The following is a 16,147-nucleotide window of genomic DNA, read 5'->3' as shown; positions in this document are numbered from 1 at the left end:
AGATTACGGCGGCCGGTCGCCTTCCTGGCGCCGCGCCGCCACCGCGGGCCTGCCTTAATCGCGGTTTGCAAGTAAGGTCGCTATACTCGCCGTTTTTCCTGGTAGCGACGATGACGACCGCCTCGTTCGAACGCCCCATCCTGACCGTCGATGTCGTGCTGCTGGCCCTGCTCGAGCAGGGCCGTCTGCATGTCGCGCTGTCGCCGCGTCCCAGCGATCCCTTCAAGGGCAAGCTGGCGCTGCCTGGTGGCTTCGTCCATACCGACAAGGACAGGAACACCGTGGATTCGGCCCGGCGCATTCTGGCCGACAAGCTGGGCTTTGCGCCGTCGCATCTTGAACAGGCGTTTACCGAGTCGGGGCCAAAACGCGATCCCCGCGGCTGGTCGGCGTCGGTCGTCTATCTGGCGCTGCATCCGGCGGCGCAACTCGCACCCTTGCAGGCCGATGGGCGCGTGCAGCTGTTCGACATCGACAGCCTGCCGCGGCTCGCGTTTGATCACCTTCTGCTGGTCGAACAGGCCGTCAAGCGCCTGCGCGCCAAGGCGGCCTACACGTCCATTGCCGCGCACCTGCTGCCCAGGGAATTCACCATCCCGCAGATGCAGACCGCCTTCGAGCAGGTCACCGGCCAGCAGGTCAACGCCGCCAATTTCCGCCGCAAGATTCTGGAGACCGGGGCGCTGAAGGAAACACGGATGGTGCCGGCGGCCTACCGGCCGGCGCAGGCCTATCGCCTGGTCGAGCCCCTGACCGACTTTGGGTACAACCTGTTCTAGGCGGCCCTGCCAGCGGCCGAATCAGCGCGGCACGCCACCGCCCACGGCAGGCCGCCACCGTCAGGCGGGCGGCTGCCCGCTGGTCGGCAAGGCCCGCCACTCCGCTGCTTTGGCCACCACGAAATCAATCAGGGTTCGCGCCGCTTGTGTCTGATAGCGGTCGGGCATGCGCAGCAGGAACATGCGGGTGCCGAACACGCTGAAGCGCCAGGGGTCCAGCACGTTGACCACGCGGCCATCCAGAATGTCCTGCGCGATCGTATAGTCCGGCAGCAGTCCCAGGCCCAGGCCTGCCAGCACGGCTTCGCGCAGGAACACGAAATTTTCCGAAGCCAGGCTGGGGGACAGCGTCAGTTCGCGGCGCTCGGTGCCCAGATAGGCCGACACCTTCAGGCTGCGGCCCGTGACGGCCGATGTGATGACCGGCGCGGCCTGCAAGGCCTCCAGCGTGTCAGGCAGGCCATGTTCCGCGGCATAGGCCACCGACGCGCACACCACATGACGCATCTGCGCCAGTTCGATGGCCACCATCTGCTGCGGCGGGTCCGACATCACCCGTACCGCGATATCGACTTCGTCGCGCAGCAGGTCATCGATCTTGTTGTCGAACACCAGGTCCAGCGTGATGTTGGGATAGCTGCGCTTGAACTCGATCAGCCAGCCGGACATGACCATGTAGCCAAAGCCCGTCGGCATGCTCATGCGGACCGACCCGTGCAGCCCCTTGCCCAGCGTCGCGACCGACTCCTGCGCCGCCCGTAATTCATCACGGATCACGCGTCCATGCTGATAGAGTTTCAGGCCCATCTCGGTCGGTTCGATGCGCCGGGTGGTACGGCGGATCAGCTGCACGCCGGTCTGCTTTTCCAGCTGCGCCAGGTGATAGCTGACGTTGGCGCGGCTGATCTTCAGGCGGCGGGCCGCCAGGCTCAGATTGCCCGCTTCGATGATGTCCACCAGCAGGGCCAGGGCATGCGCGTCCATTGCCGCACCATTGTTCAAAGTTATTTGACAGTATGTTAAACGGCGTCCGGATTGTCCAGCCGGATTGAAGAATCCATAATGACGACAGCGGAGGCCGGAAAACCCGGCAGCATGCGGGGCGTGCCTGACACCAGCTGCCTGACACCGCCCGCCCGACAACAACAATCCCGGAGATCCTTGTCCATGTTCACGAATCGCGGCGGCGTCGCCGTCATCACCCTTGATCATCCCCCCGTCAACAGCCTGGGCGCCGACCTGCGGCGCGCCATCGTGGACGCGCTGGATGCCGCCCAGAATGACGCCGACATCGTTGGCGTCGTGCTCACCGGTAACGCCAAGGTCTTTAGCGCCGGGGCCGATGTGACGGAATTCGGCACGCCCCGCCAGCTGCAGGAACCCATCCTGCCGACCGTGATCGCCCGCATCGAAAGCAGCAGCAAGCCCGTGGTCGCCGCGATCGGCGGCCTGGCGCTGGGTGGCGGCTTCGAGCTGGCCCTGGCCTGCCACGGCCGCGCGGCGCTGGCCACGGCGCGCGTCGGCCTGCCGGAAATCACCCTGGGACTGATTCCCGGCGCCGGCGGCACGCAGCGCCTGCCGCGCCTGACCAGCCTGGAACAGGCCGCCGCCATGATGCTGGACGGCCGCCCGCGCACCGCCGCGGAACTGGCCCGCGGCACGCTGTTCAACGCCGTGGTCGAACACGACGAAGTCGGCGCTGCCTGCCGCATTGCCCAGGAACTGGCCGCATCCGGAACCGCCTTGCCCAAGGCCGGCGACCGCACGCTGGACGCCGCCAGCGTCAATGAATTTGTCGACGCGCAGCGTGCGGCGTTGTCTTCCAAGCAGAAACTGCAGCCTGCCTACGGCGCCTTGCTCGACGCCATCGCGGCTACGTCCGGTCCGCTTGAAGAAGGCCTCAAGACCGAACGCGCGTGCTTCCTGTCGCTGGTGTCCACGCCCGCCGCGCAGGCCCTGCGCTACCAATTCAAGGTCGAGCGCGAAGCGTCCCGCCTGCCGGACGCCGGGCCCGACGCCGCCCAGCAGACGCCCCGCGCCTTGACGACCATTGCAGTGATCGGGGCCGGCACGATGGGCTCCGGCATCGCCATCGCGCTGCTGGACGCCAGGCTCGACGTGATCCTGCTCGAACAGGATCCCGATGCCCTGGCCCGCGGCCAGGCCCGCATCCTGGATCACTACGCCTCGCGCGCCAAGTCCGGCAAGATGTCTGAAGCGGATGCCCGCACGCGCAGCGAACGCCTGACGACGACCCTGGATTGGGCTGCTTTGAAAGACGCCGACCTCGTCATCGAAGCCGTCTTTGAAGAAATCGGCGTCAAGCAGGAGGTGTTCAAGAAGATCGACGCCCACGCCCGCCCCGGCGCCGTGCTGGCCACCAACACGTCCTACCTGGATGTCGACGCCATTGCCGCCGCCACCTCGCGCCCGCAAGACGTCCTGGGTCTGCACTTCTTCAGCCCCGCCAACATCATGAAGCTGCTTGAAGTCGTCCGCGGCGCGCACACCGCCCCCGACGTCATGGCCGCCGGCATGGCCCTCGGCAAGAAGCTGGGCAAAGTCGCCGTGCCCACCGGTAACGCCTTCGGCTTTATCGGCAACCGCGTCTACAACGCCTACCGCCGCGAATGTGAATTCATGCTTGAAGACGGCGCCTGGCCCGAAGACGTCGACAAGGCGCTCACCTCCATGGGCTTCGCCATGGGCCCCTTCGCCGTCGCCGACCTGTCCGGCCTCGACATCGCCTGGCGCATGCGCAAGGCCCAGGCCCCCAACCGCGACCCACGCACCCGCTATGTCGACATCCTCGACAAGCTCTGCGAGGCCGGCCGCCTCGGCCGCAAGGCCGACGCCGGCTACTACACCTATACCGACGGCAAACCGTCCCGCCAGACCGATGACGTCGTCCGCGCCCTGATCACCGACGCGCGCGAGCGCCGCGGCAACCCGGTGCGCTCGCTGTCCGCCGAGGAAATCCGCCGCCGCGCGCTGCTCGCCATGGTGAACGAAGCCGCGCTGCTGGTCGCCGAAGGCGTCGCCAGCCGTCCGAGCGACGTCGATGTGGTGATGGTGCAGGGCTACGGCTTCCCGCGCTGGGAAGGCGGCCCGGTGCATTGGGCGAAGCAGCAGGATCGCGCGCAACTGCTGAAGGATCTTGAGCAGCAGGTGAGTGCGGCGGGGTTCGGCAGTGCGGTAGGGGATGTGGGGCGGTTGCTGGGGGAGTGAGGGGCGGGGAGGATGACAGGGTCATAGACTGAGTCGTTCACCCTGCCAGTGTGTGTCCAGCAAGCGGCCTTTGAACGGCCGCTTTTTTCATGTCTGCGCAGTCGCCCATGTCGCGTGCGCGGCATGCCAAGACTGCGCGGCGTCGCCGATCAAGAATGGGCCTTCATTCAAAGGCTGATCGAGCGATGCTGACCCATTTTTCCGAAGCGCAACTGGCGGACCCGAATGTGGCGGAGGCGGACCGGATCCTCAAGTCCTGCCAGCACTACGGCTTCTGCACCTCGGGTTGCCCGACCTATGTGCTGCTTCATGACGAGAACGACTCGCCGCGGGGCCGGATCGACCTGATCAAGGAGATGCTCGAAAGCGACGCGCCGCCCAAGGCAAGCACCGTCGCGCATCTGGACAAGTGCCTGTCCTGCATGTCGTGCATGACCACGTGCGCGGTCAACGTCGATTACCTGCACCTGGCGGATGTGGCGCGGGTCCACATCGACACGCACTATCGCCGCCCGCTGGCCGACCGGCTGCTGCGCAACGCGCTGGCCTTCGTGCTGCCCCGTCCTAAGGTGTTTGCGCTTGCCCTGCGGCTGGCGCGCGGGGCGGCCCCATTTCGCCGCGCACTGCCCGGGAAGCTGCAATCGGCCGTCGACCTGCTTCCCGCGTCCGTGCCTGCAGCGCCGCCCACGGCGCAGCGCTACCCCGCCATCGGCGCGCGCCGCGCACGCGTGGCCTTGCTGGCGGGCTGCGTGCAGCCGGTGTTGGCGCCGTGGATCAACGCGTCGACCATCGGGTTGTTGACGCGTCTGGGGTGCGAGGTCGTTGTGCCGCCGGCGGCCGGGTGCTGCGGCTCGCTTACGCTGCATATGGGCAAGGAGGCTCTGGCCCAGGCGTCGGCGCGGGCCAATGTGGATGCGTGGATTGCCGAGATGGACGGCGAGGGCCTGGACGCCATCGTGGTCAATGCCTCGGGCTGTGGTTCCACGGTCAAGGACTATGCCCATCTGCTGGCCCGCGACGCTGAACGCGCCGACGCAGCGAAGCGAGTGGCGTCGATCGCGCTGGACATTTCCGAATGGCTGGTGAAGCTGGATCCGCCGGCGCCGCCCGAGCCGCTGCGCTATCGCGTTGCCTATCACGATGCCTGTTCGCTCAGGAATGTCCAGCGCGTTACCGCGCAGCCCCGAACCCTGCTGCGCCGCGCGGGCTTTCTGGTGAATGATGTGCCGGAGGCCCATTTCTGTTGCGGGTCGGCAGGCACCTACAACCTGCTGCAACCGGAGATCGCCCGCGACCTCGGCATGCGCAAGGCAGGGCACATTGCCAGCACGGCGCCGCAGATCGTTGCGGCCGGCAACATTGGCTGTCTGACCCAGATCGCCCAGTACTGCGACACGCCGATCGTACACACCGTCGAGCTTCTTGACTGGGCCTACGGCGGACCCCGGCCGCACGCGCTGGCCGGCATCGAATTGACGCGCATGCCTGACGACGCCACGCCGACCCCGGCCCCTGACGCGTCTGCCCCGTCGAACCCCCACGAGTATCCCGTCACGTTTCAACGATCCGTCTCGCCCCCTCCCGCGCCCGCCGATATCGGGCTTTGGTAACTTTTCTGGAGCCGCCCATGAGCGCGCCATTGAACGCCTTCGTCAAACAGGTCCAACTCGCCCTTGGCGACAAATGGGTCGACCAGCGCCCGGAAACGCTGGCGCGGTATGGCGAACACACCTTGCCCGCCACGCCGCGATTGCCGTCAGCCGTGGTGTTTCCAGGCAGCACTGCCGATGTCCAGGCCATCGTGGCAGCGGCGAACGATCATGCCGTGCCGCTGTATCCGATCAGCACCGGCAACAACATCGGCCTGGGGTCGCGCGCACCCACGGCGGCGGGGCAGGTCGTGGTCGATCTGGGCTACCGGATGAATCGCATTCTTGAGATCAACGACGAGTATTGCTATGCCGAGGTCGAGCCGGGCGTCAGCTTCCAGATGCTGCACGACGAACTGAGCCGGCGCGGCGACAAGCTGATGATCTCGGCCACGTCGGGGCCGCCGCACGGTGGCATTCTGGGCAATGCGCTGGACCGGGGCGCGGGCTACGGGCCGTACTTCGACCACTTCGGCATGCTGTGCGGGATGGAAGTGGTGCTGGGTTCGGGGCAGGTGCTGCGCACCGGAGACGGCAGCCTGGATACCGACAATCTGTTGAACTGGCACGTCTCGAAATATTCGTTCGGGCCGGCGCTCGACGGGCTTTTTACACAGTCCAACTTCGGCATCGTGACGCGATCCGGCGTCTGGCTGATGCCACGCCCCCCGGCCGCGCGGTCCTTCCATTTCATCTTTGAGAACGACGACGATCTGGCGGAGATCATCGATCTGTGCCGGCCGCTGAAGCTGTCGAATTTCGTGCCGACGCTGTTCCGGGTCACCAATGATCTGTATGCCCTCGGGACGGAAGCGCGCAACCCCGAGTACCTGGCCGGGAGCAGATCAGCGATCTCGGACACGGCCCGCCGCGACCTGCAGAAGGCCCATGGACTGGGCGCGTGGCAGGTATCGGGCATGTTCTACGGCGCCTCGGATGCCGCGATCGAACCGCAGATCCAGCGTGTGCGCGCCCATTTCGAACGGTCGGGCAACGCACGGTTTGTCGATCATGACCAGGCGATGGACATGCCGCCGCTGCGGGTCGGCATCGACGCCATGACGGGCCGGCCGGGCATCCTGGAACTGGGCATGCTCCAGTGGCGCCCTGGCAGCGGCAATTCGTGGTTCCTGCCTGGCACGCCCATGTCGGGCCGGCACGCGATCGAACTGGATCACCTGGGCAGGCAGATCTTTGCAAGGCACGGCATGGACTACATCGTGATGCATGTGGCCAGCGCACGTTTTGCGCGGGGCTTGCATGTGCTGGTGTGGAACAAAGACGACGCCGACGAGAACGCCCGGGCCGATGCGTGCTACCGCGAACTGACGGTCGAATTCGCCAAGCGCGGGGTCGGCGTGGGCCGGGCGCCTGTCGACTACCAGGCCATGCACATGGAACAGATGATGCCCGCGCTTCAAGACGTGTGCCGGGGCATCAAGCGGGCGCTTGATCCCAACAACATCATTGCCCCCGGAAAGTACGGGATCCTTTGACCTTTCATCTTGCGAGAACATCGTGCCGCTTGCTCGTCCACTCCTCCTGGTTTCCCTCATGACGCTTGCGTCTCCCGCGGCGCTTGCCGCCGACCCCATCAAGGTAGGCATCGCTCTTGATATTTCCGGACCTTTCGCGGCGATCGGCACCGAAGCGCGCGACGGCTTCAACCTTGCCATCGACCAGCTCAACGGCATGCTGGGCGGTCAGAAAGCCGACTTCATCCAGAAGGATTTTGCGGGGGTGCCCGACCAGGCGTTGCAGGTGCTTGACCGCTTCATCAAGCAGGACAAGATCACCTTCTTTACCGGGCCGATCGGATCGAACAGCGCGCTGGCCGTTGGCCCGGTCCTGTTCGCGGCCAAGATTCCTTATCTCTCGAACAATCCGGGACCAAGCCAGTTCGCGGGTGCGCAGTGCAACCCCTTTTTTTTTGGGGCCTATCAGAACGACGCGTTCGATGAGGTGGCCGGACTGGTTGCCAACAAGCGCGGCTACAAGAACATGGTCTTGCTGGCGCCCAACTACCCAGCGGGCAAGGATCATCTGGCGGGTTTCAAACGCACCTACCAGGCCAAGGTATCGGATGAGATCTACACCAAGGTCGGGCAGGTCGACTACTCGCCCGAGATCGCGCAGATCCGGACGCAAAAACCCGACGCCGTCTTCATCTTCCTGCCAGGCGGGATGGGCATCAACTTCATCAAGCAATACGTGGCCAGCGGTCTCAAGGCGATCCCCATTCTGGCGCCGGCGTTCTCGGCGGACCAGGACGTGATCCAGGCGGTTGGCGAACCGATGCTGGGGCTGCAGAACACCACGCACTGGGCGCATGATCTGCCCGTGCCGGCGAACCAGAAGTTCGTGGCGGCGTTCAAGGCCAGATACGGCGGGCGCTACCCGACCTTGTATGCGGCGCAGGCGTATGACGTCATCTACGCCATGGATGCCGCGGTACGCGGCGTGGGCGGCAACGTGGCTGACAAGCCCGCACTGGTTCAGGCGCTGGAACGTTCGGACTACGCGTCGGTGCGCGGCAAGATCACCCTGGGCAAGAACCACTACCCGGATCAGGCGTACTACCTGCGCGTGGTCGATCGCGACAAGAATGGAACGATCACAAACCGGCTGGTGGAAAAGATCGTTGATACGCAAGTCGACAGCTACGTCGGAAACTGCAAAATGTGAGGGACCGGGCGCCCACTGCCGTGTGGCGCCCTGGGTCGTGCACGGCAGCCGCTACGGTTCGACGGACGGGCGTTGCGCGGCCAGCCGCAGCTGCCTTGGCGACGCCCCGAATTTCTTCTTGAACACGTGATTGAAGTGCGAGATGTCGCCAAAGCCGCAGGCATAGGCGATGTCAGTCACGGCGCCGTGCGGCGACGCCATCAACGATGCCCTGGCCCGTTGCAGGCGTTCGTCATTCAGCAGGTCGGTATAGGTCGTGCCGGCCTCTTTCAACAGTTGCTGCGCAAGCCGGCGGGACAGGTGCAGGTGCGCGCTGACAGCGTCCAGCGTCAGGCCGGCGTCGGCGGCGTGAGACCGGATGTGCTTGAGGATGGCATCGCGCTGAAGCGTGCGCGCATCCAGACCCGCCAGCGTGCTTCGCCCGGCACAAAGCGCCAGCAGGTTGCCGATGTTGTCCGCGACCAGGCTGGCTTCGCCATCGTCCAGATCGGTTTCCTGGCTTGCCAGTTCCGTCAGCAGGGCCAGCAGCATCGACGCAAACGTTCCGGCCGGCTTCAGATGCCAGCTGTGCCGCCGCGCCAGCGCGGGCATCATCCGTTCGACGGTGGTGGCCGGCAGTTTGGCCACCATGCGCCTGACCGTGCCGGGAAAACGGACCGACATGTCGCGCCGCCCGTCGATGATCGCAATTTCGCCCGGCCGGAGCACGAACCGCTCGTCGCCCTGGGTGATGTGCGATTCACCTTCCAATTGATAGCTGATCAGATATCCCGCCAGACCAGTGTCGCCCAGGGTTTCGCGCGCGGACCGGACCTGATGCGCCTTTGACCAGAAGCTGGCGCAACTGGCGTTGCGATAACTGCGAGCCAGGATCTCGGCGGCAAAATCCGACTCCGACAGGTCGTCGACGGACACGCGATGAATCTGGCTGGAAATGAATTCGCGCCATGAATCGGCGCGATCGCGACGATCCAGGACATCGGTGAACAGACTGACGGTTTGCATCTCGGTGCCTCTTGCGGCAGGACAAGGTTCAGGCAGTTGCCCACGGCCGGGCAGCGGGCGGCGTTGCACCGTGCTTGTGCGGAATTCCTGGCTAGCATACGACGATGCAAATTCGATGCCAACCACTCGGATATGATGACCTTCCCCCATCCTGACCACGACCCCGGAGACCTTCGATGACTTCTTCCCGACGCGTAACCCTTGAAGCCTTTGGCGGCCCCAATGTCATGCAGCTGCAGACGGTCGACCTGCCGCCGCCCGGCCCGGGCGAAGTGGGGATCCGCAATACGGTTGTCGGTTTCAACTATATCGATGTCTACCAGCGCAAGGGCGTGTACCCGTTGCCCTTGCCGACGGGGCTGGGTCACGAAGCCGCCGCGGTCGTTGAAGCCGTCGGCGAGGGTGTCTCGGACTTTGCGCCCGGTGACCGTGTCGTCTACATGAACGCCGGCGTGGGCGCGTATGCGGATCGCCGTAATGTGCCGGCCAACCGGCTGGTGGTGATCCCGCCGGCCGTGACTGACGAACAGGCTGCGTCCTTGTTCTTCAAGGGATTGACGGCGCAGTACCTGGTCAAGAAAACGTATCCGATCCAGGCGGGCGACATCGTGTTGGTGCACGCAGCGGCCGGCGGCGTCGGGCAGATCCTGTGCCGGTGGGCCAAGGCGCTGGGTGCCTTTGTGATCGGCACGGCGGGGTCGCCGGAAAAATGCGAGCAGGCGCGTGCGGCGGGTTGTGACGTGGCCATCGATTACACGAACGACGATTGGCCGGCGCAGGTGGTGGCGGCGTCGGGCGGCAAGAAGGCGAGGGTGGTGTACGACTCGGTAGGCAAGGACACGTTCCTGAAATCGCTGGACTGCGCCGCGCCGTTCGGCATGGTGGTGGTGTTCGGGGCGGCATCCGGGCCGATCGGCCCGTTCGATTCCGAGTTGTTGAACAAGAAGGGCTGCCTGTTCCTGACCCGGCCGTCGGTGTTTCCGCACAATGCCGACGTCGCGACGTTCAGAGCCAATGCGAAGGACTTGTTCGATGCGATTGCCGCGGGTCATGTCGACGTGACGATCGGCGCGCGCTTCGCGCTGAATGACGTGGCCAAGGCGCATGCCGCTGCCGAGGCGCGGTCGGTCAAGGGTGCAATCCTGATCGTGCCCTGACGGACCTCGACGCGGCGCAGAGCGGTGCAGTGCAGTGCACTGCATGCCCGCCTGCTGCGTTACCCCTGCCTGCGCGCAGCCGGGTCGTTGATCCGATGCACGCGACTCGTCTCGCCCGCGGGCTTCGCATCGAATGCCCTGCGTGCCGCGCGAAACACGTCCGCGTTATCGATCACCCACGTCCATAGGGGCATCATGCCCATCAGCAATCCGCGGCCGGCCTGCGTCAACGTGTAGTCCACGCGCGGCGGCAGGGCCTTGTGGTCGTGACGCGCGATCAGGCCGTCGCGCTCCAGCTGCCGCAACGTGCGCGTCAGCATGCGCTGTGTGACGCCATCCAGCTGCCGCGCCAGCTCGGTGTGGCGCAGCGTGCCTGCCACGCCCAGGGCATGCACCACCGCCAGCGACCACCGGTTGCCGGCCTGCGCCAGCACCTCGCGCTTCAGGCCATCCTCTTCATCCGTCAGCGCATCGCAGGCCGCCTGCGATCGGGCCATCACCTCGTCAAACTGGGTGTCGTCAGTCGGTATCACGTGTGTGCCTTATTTCGTTCCGAAGGTGGCGGGCCTATCCTCCTCGTCCTTTCAAGGAGCCAACATGCCCGACACAAGATCCAAGAGTAACGCCACGCTGGTCATCGGCGCGGGCGAACTCGGCCTGTCCATGCTGCACGCGCTGACCGCGCACCCCGCTGTGCAAAACGGGTCCGTCAGCGTACTGCTTCGTCCTGGCAGCACCGCGCCTGACACCCTGCGCAAGATGGGTGTCCACATCGTGCATGCCGACCTGGCTGGCGACACCGAAGACGCGCTCGCCTCGGTCTTTGCAAACTTCGCCACCGTGATCTGCTGCACCGGCTTTGTCGCAGGCCCCGGCACCCAACGCAAGATCACGTCGGCCGTACTGAAGGCCGGCGTCGACCGTTATGTGCCCTGGCAGTTCGGCGTCGACTACGACGTGGTCGGGCGTGGCAGCGGGCAAGAGGTGTTCGACGAACAGTCCGACGTGCGCGACCTGCTGCGCGCCCAGTCCCGCACGCACTGGGTCATCGTCTCCACCGGCATGTTCACCAGCTTCCTGTTCGAACCTGCGTTCGGCGTGGTCGATCTGCAAAACGGGCGTGTGCACGCGCTTGGGAGCTGGGACCACAGGGTGACCGTGACGACGCCGGAAGACATCGGCCGGCTGACGGTCGCGATCCTGATGCATGCACCGCGCATCGACAACCAGGTGGTGTTTGTGGCCGGGGACACCGTGACCTATCGCGAACTGGCGGACAAGGTCGACCAGCATCTGGGTAAGCCCGTTGAACGCGTGCTGTGGGGCATGGACACCCTGCGCGCAGAAGTGGCACGCCATCCGGACGACGGCATGCGCAAGTACCACCTGGCCTTCGCGCGGCCGACAGGCGTGGCCTGGGATACATCGAGCACGTTCAATGTTGAGCAGGGTCTGGAAGTGACCGATGTGGCGGCGTGGCTGGCACGGCAGCGGGGCATTGCGCCGGACTGATCCGCTCGTATACGCCCCCTTGTTTTCCAAAAATATTTGAGTGAAACTATTCACTAATGGTGAAATTAACGGATCGGTGCCGGCGTCAGGGCGATCGATCGACGTGACTGCAACGTGCCAGATCTGTCCGCGGCCTCCGCGCCGTGGGCCTTCCGTCGACTGCAATTTTTTTGAAGATCGCGATGAGTCCACCTGTTTCTTCCCGCGCCGGACGTCCGTCCGCCGATGCGGCAACGCTGCGGATTGCCGTCGATATCGGCGGGACCTTTACCGACCTGGCGGCATTCAACGAGGCGGGCGATCGCCTGTCGTTCGGCAAGGCGCTGTCCACGTACGACGACCTGGTGCGGGGCATCCAGGACACGGTCGAAGGAGCAGGCGTCGACTTCAAGGACGCCTTTCTGTTCCTGCATGGGTCCACGGTGGTGATCAACACCTTGCTGGAGCGCACGGGTGCGCAGACGGCGCTGCTGATCACGGAAGGCTTTCGCGACATTTACGAGATCGGCCGGATCAACCGGCCCGATGCCTACAACCTGTACTTCGACAAGCACGTGCCGCTGGTGTCGCGGTCGCTGCGTTACGAAGTGCCGGAACGTCTGCTGGCGACGGGGGGCACGTACAAGGAATTGGACGAAGACGTAGTGCGCGATCTGGCGGCCACGCTGAATGACCGTGGCATTGATGCGGTGGCCATTCTGCTGCTGCATTCCTATCGCAATCCGGCGCACGAAAAGCGGGTGAAGGACATCGTGCAGGAATATCTGCCGCATGCCTTCGTGACGGCATCGCACGAACTGACGCAGGAGTATCGCGAGTTCGAACGGGCATCGACCGTGGCGGCCAACGCCTATGTCGGGCCGCGCGTGCAGACCTATCTGGATGCGCTGGATGGGCATCTGGAACGCAAGGGTTTCCCGGGCGATTTCTTTGCCGTGCAGTCCACGGGTGGCCTGTTTCCGGTCGAGGACGCCCGGCGCGACTGCGTGCGGATGCTGGAATCCGGGCCGGCGGCGGGGGTCATCGGCACGCAGGCGATCTGCGCGCAGATCGGATTGAGCAACGCGATCGCGTTCGACATGGGCGGCACGACCGCCAAGGCCGGTGTGATCCTGGACGGCCAGCCGCTGACCACGGGCAGCGCGTTGATCGGCAGCTATGAACGCGCCTTGCCGATCCAGATTCCCATGATCGATATCTTTGAAGTGGGCACGGGCGGCGGCAGTATCGCGCAGGTGGCCAAGGGCAGTGGCCTGCGCGTCGGACCTCGCAGCGCCGGGTCGTTTCCCGGGCCGGTGGCGTATGGACGGGGCGGCACGGAGCCGACCGTGACCGACGCCAACCTGGTGCTTGGCCGGCTCGATCCCGATCACTTCCTGGGTGGGCAGATGAAGCTTGACCAGCCTGCGGCCGAAGCCGCGATGCAGGCCCGGATCGGGGACCCTCTGGGCCTGGACGCGGTGGAAGCGGCGGACGGCATTTTACGGATTGCGGCAACCGCCATGTCGTATGCCGTCAAGGGCGTGACCACCGAACGGGGGCTGGACGCCGGCAGTTTTGCCATGGTGGTGTATGGCGGCGCGGGGCCGCTGCACGCGTCGGCCATCGCCCGCGAGATCGGCATCCGCAAGGTCATCATTCCGTTTTCTCCCGGACACTTTTCGGCGTACGGCATGCTGTTTGGCGATCTGCGCTACGACTACGTCCGTTCATGTTTTCAGCGGCTGCAGGACATGCCTTTCGACCACCTGGAAAATCTGTATCGCGAGCTGGAAGAGCAGGGCCGCGTCGCGGTGGCCGCATCGGCCGTGCGGCCCGAGGCCATCGTGATCCAGCGTTACGCCGACATGCGCTATGTCGGGCAGGAACATGCGGTGACGGTGGAACTGGCGCCGTCGATCTTCCAGTCCAATGACCGCGCGGCGATCAAGAAGGCGTTCGACGTGGTGCACCAGCAGCGCTACGGCACATCGGCGCCGAACGAACCGGCGGAACTGGTCAGCGTCCGCGCCACCGTGGTGGGGGCGATGCGCAAGCCGCCCCGGCAGACGGTCGAGGAGGGCGGCGCCGCGCCGGCCGGTGATGCGCTTGTCAGGACCAAGCAGGTGTATTTCCGCGACACGCATTTCGTGTCGACCCCGGTGTACGACCGCAACCGCCTGCGTGCCGGCAACCGCATCAGCGGTCCGGCATTGATCGAAGAGCACGCGTCGACCACGGTGCTATGGCCGGACGACGACCTGGTCGTCGATGCGTTCGGCAATCTCGACATCACGATCGGAGCCGCAGCATGAGCCCGCACCCAGAAAGCCCGCATAACGAAAGCCCCCATAACGAAAGCCCCCAGCACCCCATTCCCCAACGCACCGCGGCGTCCGTCGATGCGGTCACCGTGGAAATCGTGCGCAACGGCTTGATCTCTGTCACCGAAGAGATGAAGACCAACCTGATGCGCACCGCCTACAACATGATCATCTACGAGGCGCTGGATTTCACGGTGGGGCTGTTCACGGCCGAAGGCGAAACCGTGTCGATCGGGCTGGGCCTGCCGATGTTCATCCGCGGCATGTCGGAAACGGTCAAGGCCAAGATTCGGCACTTTGGCCGCGACGGGATCGAGCCCGGCGACATCTACATCACCAACGACGCCTACCTGACCGGCAGTCACCTCAACCACATCACCCTGACCCAGCCGATCTTTCATGAAGGCGAGTTGATCGGCTTTACCTGCTGCATGGCGCACTGGCTCGACATTGGCGGGTCGATGGGTCACGTGACGACCGACATCTATTCGGAAGGGCTGCAGATTCCCATCCTGAAGTACCGCAGCGCCGGGGTGGTCAATCAAGGTCTCGTCGATCTGATCGCCATGAATGTGCGTCTGCCCAGTCTGGCGATGGGCGATCTGCGCGCGCAGGTGACGGCGGTCACGACGGGCGAGCGGCGCTTTCTTGAACTGGTCCGCCGCTATGGCTTGCAGGCCGTGCAACAGTCCATCGCCGTCGTCATGGACAACACCGATGACGCGGCGCGGCTGGCGGTCAGCCGTATCCCCGATGGCGTGTATGAAGCAGAGTCCTTCATGGACGACGACGGCATCCAGATCGGCGTGCGCGTGCCGATCCGCGTCAAGGTCGAGGTCAAGGACGGCCGCATGAAGATCGATCTGTCGGATGTGAGCGAGCAGGTCAGCGGCTTCTACAACTCGGGCATCACCACGGGCATTTCGTGCGCGCAGGTGGCGTACAAGTGCCTGACGACGCCGCACGAATATCCAGTTAACGATGGCAGCTTCCGGTCGCTGGAAGTCGTGATGCCCGCGGGCCGGGTCATCAGCGCGACGCGGCCCGCGCCCATGCGGTGGTGGATGACGTTTCCCATGACGGTCATCGACACCATCTTCAAGGCACTGAGCCCGGCGATCCCCGACAGTGTGATTGCGGGCCACCATGCCGACCTGGTCACCGCCTTGCTGCATGGGCTGATGCCCGAGACGGGCCAGTTCTATATCGCCAACGTGGGCCCGCTGGGCGGCGGCTGGGGCGCGAAGTCGACGGAAGACGGCGTGTCGGTCACGGTCTGCATCAACGATGGCGACACGCACAACAGCCCGACCGAACAGATCGAAAGCAAATACCCGATCCTGGTGGAACGCTACGAGTTGCGCCAGGACAGCGCCGGCGCAGGCAAGCAGCGCGGCGGCCTGGGCGCGAACATCGTGGTGACGGCGCTGGCGCCCATGTCGGTCAACACCACGATCGAACGCGCGCACTGCAAGCCGTGGGGGCTGGAACAGGGCCTGGCGGCGGCGGGCAACTCGGTGGCCACCCGGGCGCAAGGGGTCTGGAAAGACGACTACCCGAACGCCAAGCTGGCGAATCATCGGCTGCGTAAGGGCGACGCCTTCAGCATGCGGTCGGGCGGGGGCGGCGGCTTCGGGTCTCCCTTGCTGCGGGATGCGGCGTCGGTGGCGCATGACGTGCGCGAAGGGTATGTCAGCGTCGAGGCGGCCGAGCAAGACTACGGCGTGATCATCGGCGCGGATGGCCTGCCCGACACGGCCGCCACCGCAGCACGCCGGCGCGCGGCCGCAGGATGAGCACGGTGGGCTTGCCGGTACGATGGGAGCTTC

Annotated in this window: 12 protein-coding genes; 9 read left to right on the top strand and 3 right to left on the bottom strand. The window is 65.3% G+C overall.

Annotated elements, in window-relative coordinates:
• The first annotated feature begins 110 nt into the window (after positions 1-110).
• Positions 111-779, top strand: coding sequence for an NUDIX hydrolase (locus tag HD883_RS09805; RefSeq protein WP_179586006.1), 669 nt, complete (start codon positions 111-113; stop codon positions 777-779).
• 60 nt (positions 780-839) lie between these two features.
• Here HD883_RS09805 and HD883_RS09800 read toward each other — a convergent pair whose 3' ends face one another.
• Positions 840-1,763 (bottom strand): LysR family transcriptional regulator, encoded by a 924-nt coding sequence (locus HD883_RS09800; RefSeq protein ID WP_179586008.1) that lies wholly within the window; start codon positions 1,761-1,763, stop codon positions 840-842.
• A 183-nt stretch (positions 1,764-1,946) separates the two neighbouring features.
• Here HD883_RS09800 and HD883_RS09795 point away from each other — a divergent pair, with 183 nt between their 5' ends.
• The 4 genes from HD883_RS09795 to HD883_RS09780 all read left to right on the top strand — a co-directional run bounded on the left by HD883_RS09795 (position 1,947) and on the right by HD883_RS09780 (position 8,341).
• The gene (locus HD883_RS09795; RefSeq protein WP_179586010.1) at positions 1,947-4,007 is read left to right on the top strand and encodes a 3-hydroxyacyl-CoA dehydrogenase NAD-binding domain-containing protein; all 2,061 of its coding nucleotides are present in this window, start codon (positions 1,947-1,949) and stop codon (positions 4,005-4,007) included.
• A gap of 185 nt (positions 4,008-4,192) precedes the next feature.
• Positions 4,193-5,617, top strand: coding sequence for a glycolate oxidase subunit GlcF (gene glcF / locus HD883_RS09790; protein ID WP_179586012.1), 1,425 nt, complete (start codon positions 4,193-4,195; stop codon positions 5,615-5,617).
• A 17-nt stretch (positions 5,618-5,634) separates the two neighbouring features.
• Positions 5,635-7,152 (top strand): FAD-binding oxidoreductase, encoded by a 1,518-nt coding sequence (locus HD883_RS09785; protein WP_179586014.1) that lies wholly within the window; start codon positions 5,635-5,637, stop codon positions 7,150-7,152.
• A gap of 58 nt (positions 7,153-7,210) precedes the next feature.
• Positions 7,211-8,341: an ABC transporter substrate-binding protein gene (locus HD883_RS09780; protein ID WP_179586016.1), complete on the top strand. Its 1,131-nt coding sequence runs from the start codon at positions 7,211-7,213 to the stop codon at positions 8,339-8,341.
• A gap of 51 nt (positions 8,342-8,392) precedes the next feature.
• On the opposite strand, the gene HD883_RS09775 is transcribed toward HD883_RS09780, so the two are convergent.
• Positions 8,393-9,346 carry an AraC family transcriptional regulator gene (locus tag HD883_RS09775; RefSeq protein ID WP_179586018.1) on the bottom strand — a complete coding sequence of 318 codons (954 nt, stop codon included), beginning with the start codon at positions 9,344-9,346 and terminating at the stop codon, positions 8,393-8,395.
• A 176-nt stretch (positions 9,347-9,522) separates the two neighbouring features.
• Here HD883_RS09775 and HD883_RS09770 point away from each other — a divergent pair, with 176 nt between their 5' ends.
• Complete coding sequence (locus HD883_RS09770; protein ID WP_179586020.1) at positions 9,523-10,503, top strand: quinone oxidoreductase family protein; 981 nt, start codon at positions 9,523-9,525, stop codon at positions 10,501-10,503.
• Between the two features lie 59 nt (positions 10,504-10,562).
• On the opposite strand, the gene HD883_RS09765 is transcribed toward HD883_RS09770, so the two are convergent.
• Complete coding sequence (locus HD883_RS09765; RefSeq protein WP_444964351.1) at positions 10,563-11,036, bottom strand: winged helix-turn-helix transcriptional regulator; 474 nt, start codon at positions 11,034-11,036, stop codon at positions 10,563-10,565.
• A gap of 64 nt (positions 11,037-11,100) precedes the next feature.
• Between HD883_RS09765 and HD883_RS09760 the strand changes: the two genes are divergently transcribed.
• The 3 genes from HD883_RS09760 to HD883_RS09750 all read left to right on the top strand — a co-directional run bounded on the left by HD883_RS09760 (position 11,101) and on the right by HD883_RS09750 (position 16,114).
• Positions 11,101-12,015 (top strand): aromatic alcohol reductase, encoded by a 915-nt coding sequence (locus tag HD883_RS09760; RefSeq protein WP_179586022.1) that lies wholly within the window; start codon positions 11,101-11,103, stop codon positions 12,013-12,015.
• 182 nt (positions 12,016-12,197) lie between these two features.
• Positions 12,198-14,309: a hydantoinase/oxoprolinase family protein gene (locus tag HD883_RS09755; protein WP_179586024.1), complete on the top strand. Its 2,112-nt coding sequence runs from the start codon at positions 12,198-12,200 to the stop codon at positions 14,307-14,309.
• Complete coding sequence (locus HD883_RS09750) at positions 14,306-16,114, top strand: hydantoinase B/oxoprolinase family protein (protein ID WP_179586026.1); 1,809 nt, start codon at positions 14,306-14,308, stop codon at positions 16,112-16,114. Before HD883_RS09755 ends, HD883_RS09750 begins: the two co-directional genes overlap by 4 nt.
• Positions 16,115-16,147: the final 33 nt, after the last annotated feature.

The organism is Pigmentiphaga litoralis, from assembly GCF_013408655.1.
Taxonomy (GTDB): Bacteria; Pseudomonadota; Gammaproteobacteria; order Burkholderiales; family Burkholderiaceae_B; genus Pigmentiphaga; species Pigmentiphaga litoralis_A.
The sequence above is the reverse complement of the archived record's forward strand: the minus strand, read 5'-3'. Positions and strand labels throughout refer to the sequence as shown.

Excerpts from the sequence above, each read along its gene's own strand:
- HD883_RS09805 (WP_179586006.1), top strand. The coding sequence starts at position 111 with ATGACGACCGCCTCGTTCGAACGCCCCATCCTGACCGTCGATGTCGTG.
- HD883_RS09800 (WP_179586008.1), bottom strand. The coding sequence starts at position 1,763 with ATGGACGCGCATGCCCTGGCCCTGCTGGTGGACATCATCGAAGCGGGC.
- HD883_RS09795 (WP_179586010.1), top strand. The coding sequence starts at position 1,947 with ATGTTCACGAATCGCGGCGGCGTCGCCGTCATCACCCTTGATCATCCC.
- glcF (WP_179586012.1), top strand. The coding sequence starts at position 4,193 with ATGCTGACCCATTTTTCCGAAGCGCAACTGGCGGACCCGAATGTGGCG.
- HD883_RS09785 (WP_179586014.1), top strand. The coding sequence starts at position 5,635 with ATGAGCGCGCCATTGAACGCCTTCGTCAAACAGGTCCAACTCGCCCTT.
- HD883_RS09780 (WP_179586016.1), top strand. The coding sequence starts at position 7,211 with ATGACGCTTGCGTCTCCCGCGGCGCTTGCCGCCGACCCCATCAAGGTA.
- HD883_RS09775 (WP_179586018.1), bottom strand. The coding sequence starts at position 9,346 with ATGCAAACCGTCAGTCTGTTCACCGATGTCCTGGATCGTCGCGATCGC.
- HD883_RS09770 (WP_179586020.1), top strand. The coding sequence starts at position 9,523 with ATGACTTCTTCCCGACGCGTAACCCTTGAAGCCTTTGGCGGCCCCAAT.
- HD883_RS09760 (WP_179586022.1), top strand. The coding sequence starts at position 11,101 with ATGCCCGACACAAGATCCAAGAGTAACGCCACGCTGGTCATCGGCGCG.
- HD883_RS09755 (WP_179586024.1), top strand. The coding sequence starts at position 12,198 with ATGAGTCCACCTGTTTCTTCCCGCGCCGGACGTCCGTCCGCCGATGCG.
- HD883_RS09750 (WP_179586026.1), top strand. The coding sequence starts at position 14,306 with ATGAGCCCGCACCCAGAAAGCCCGCATAACGAAAGCCCCCATAACGAA.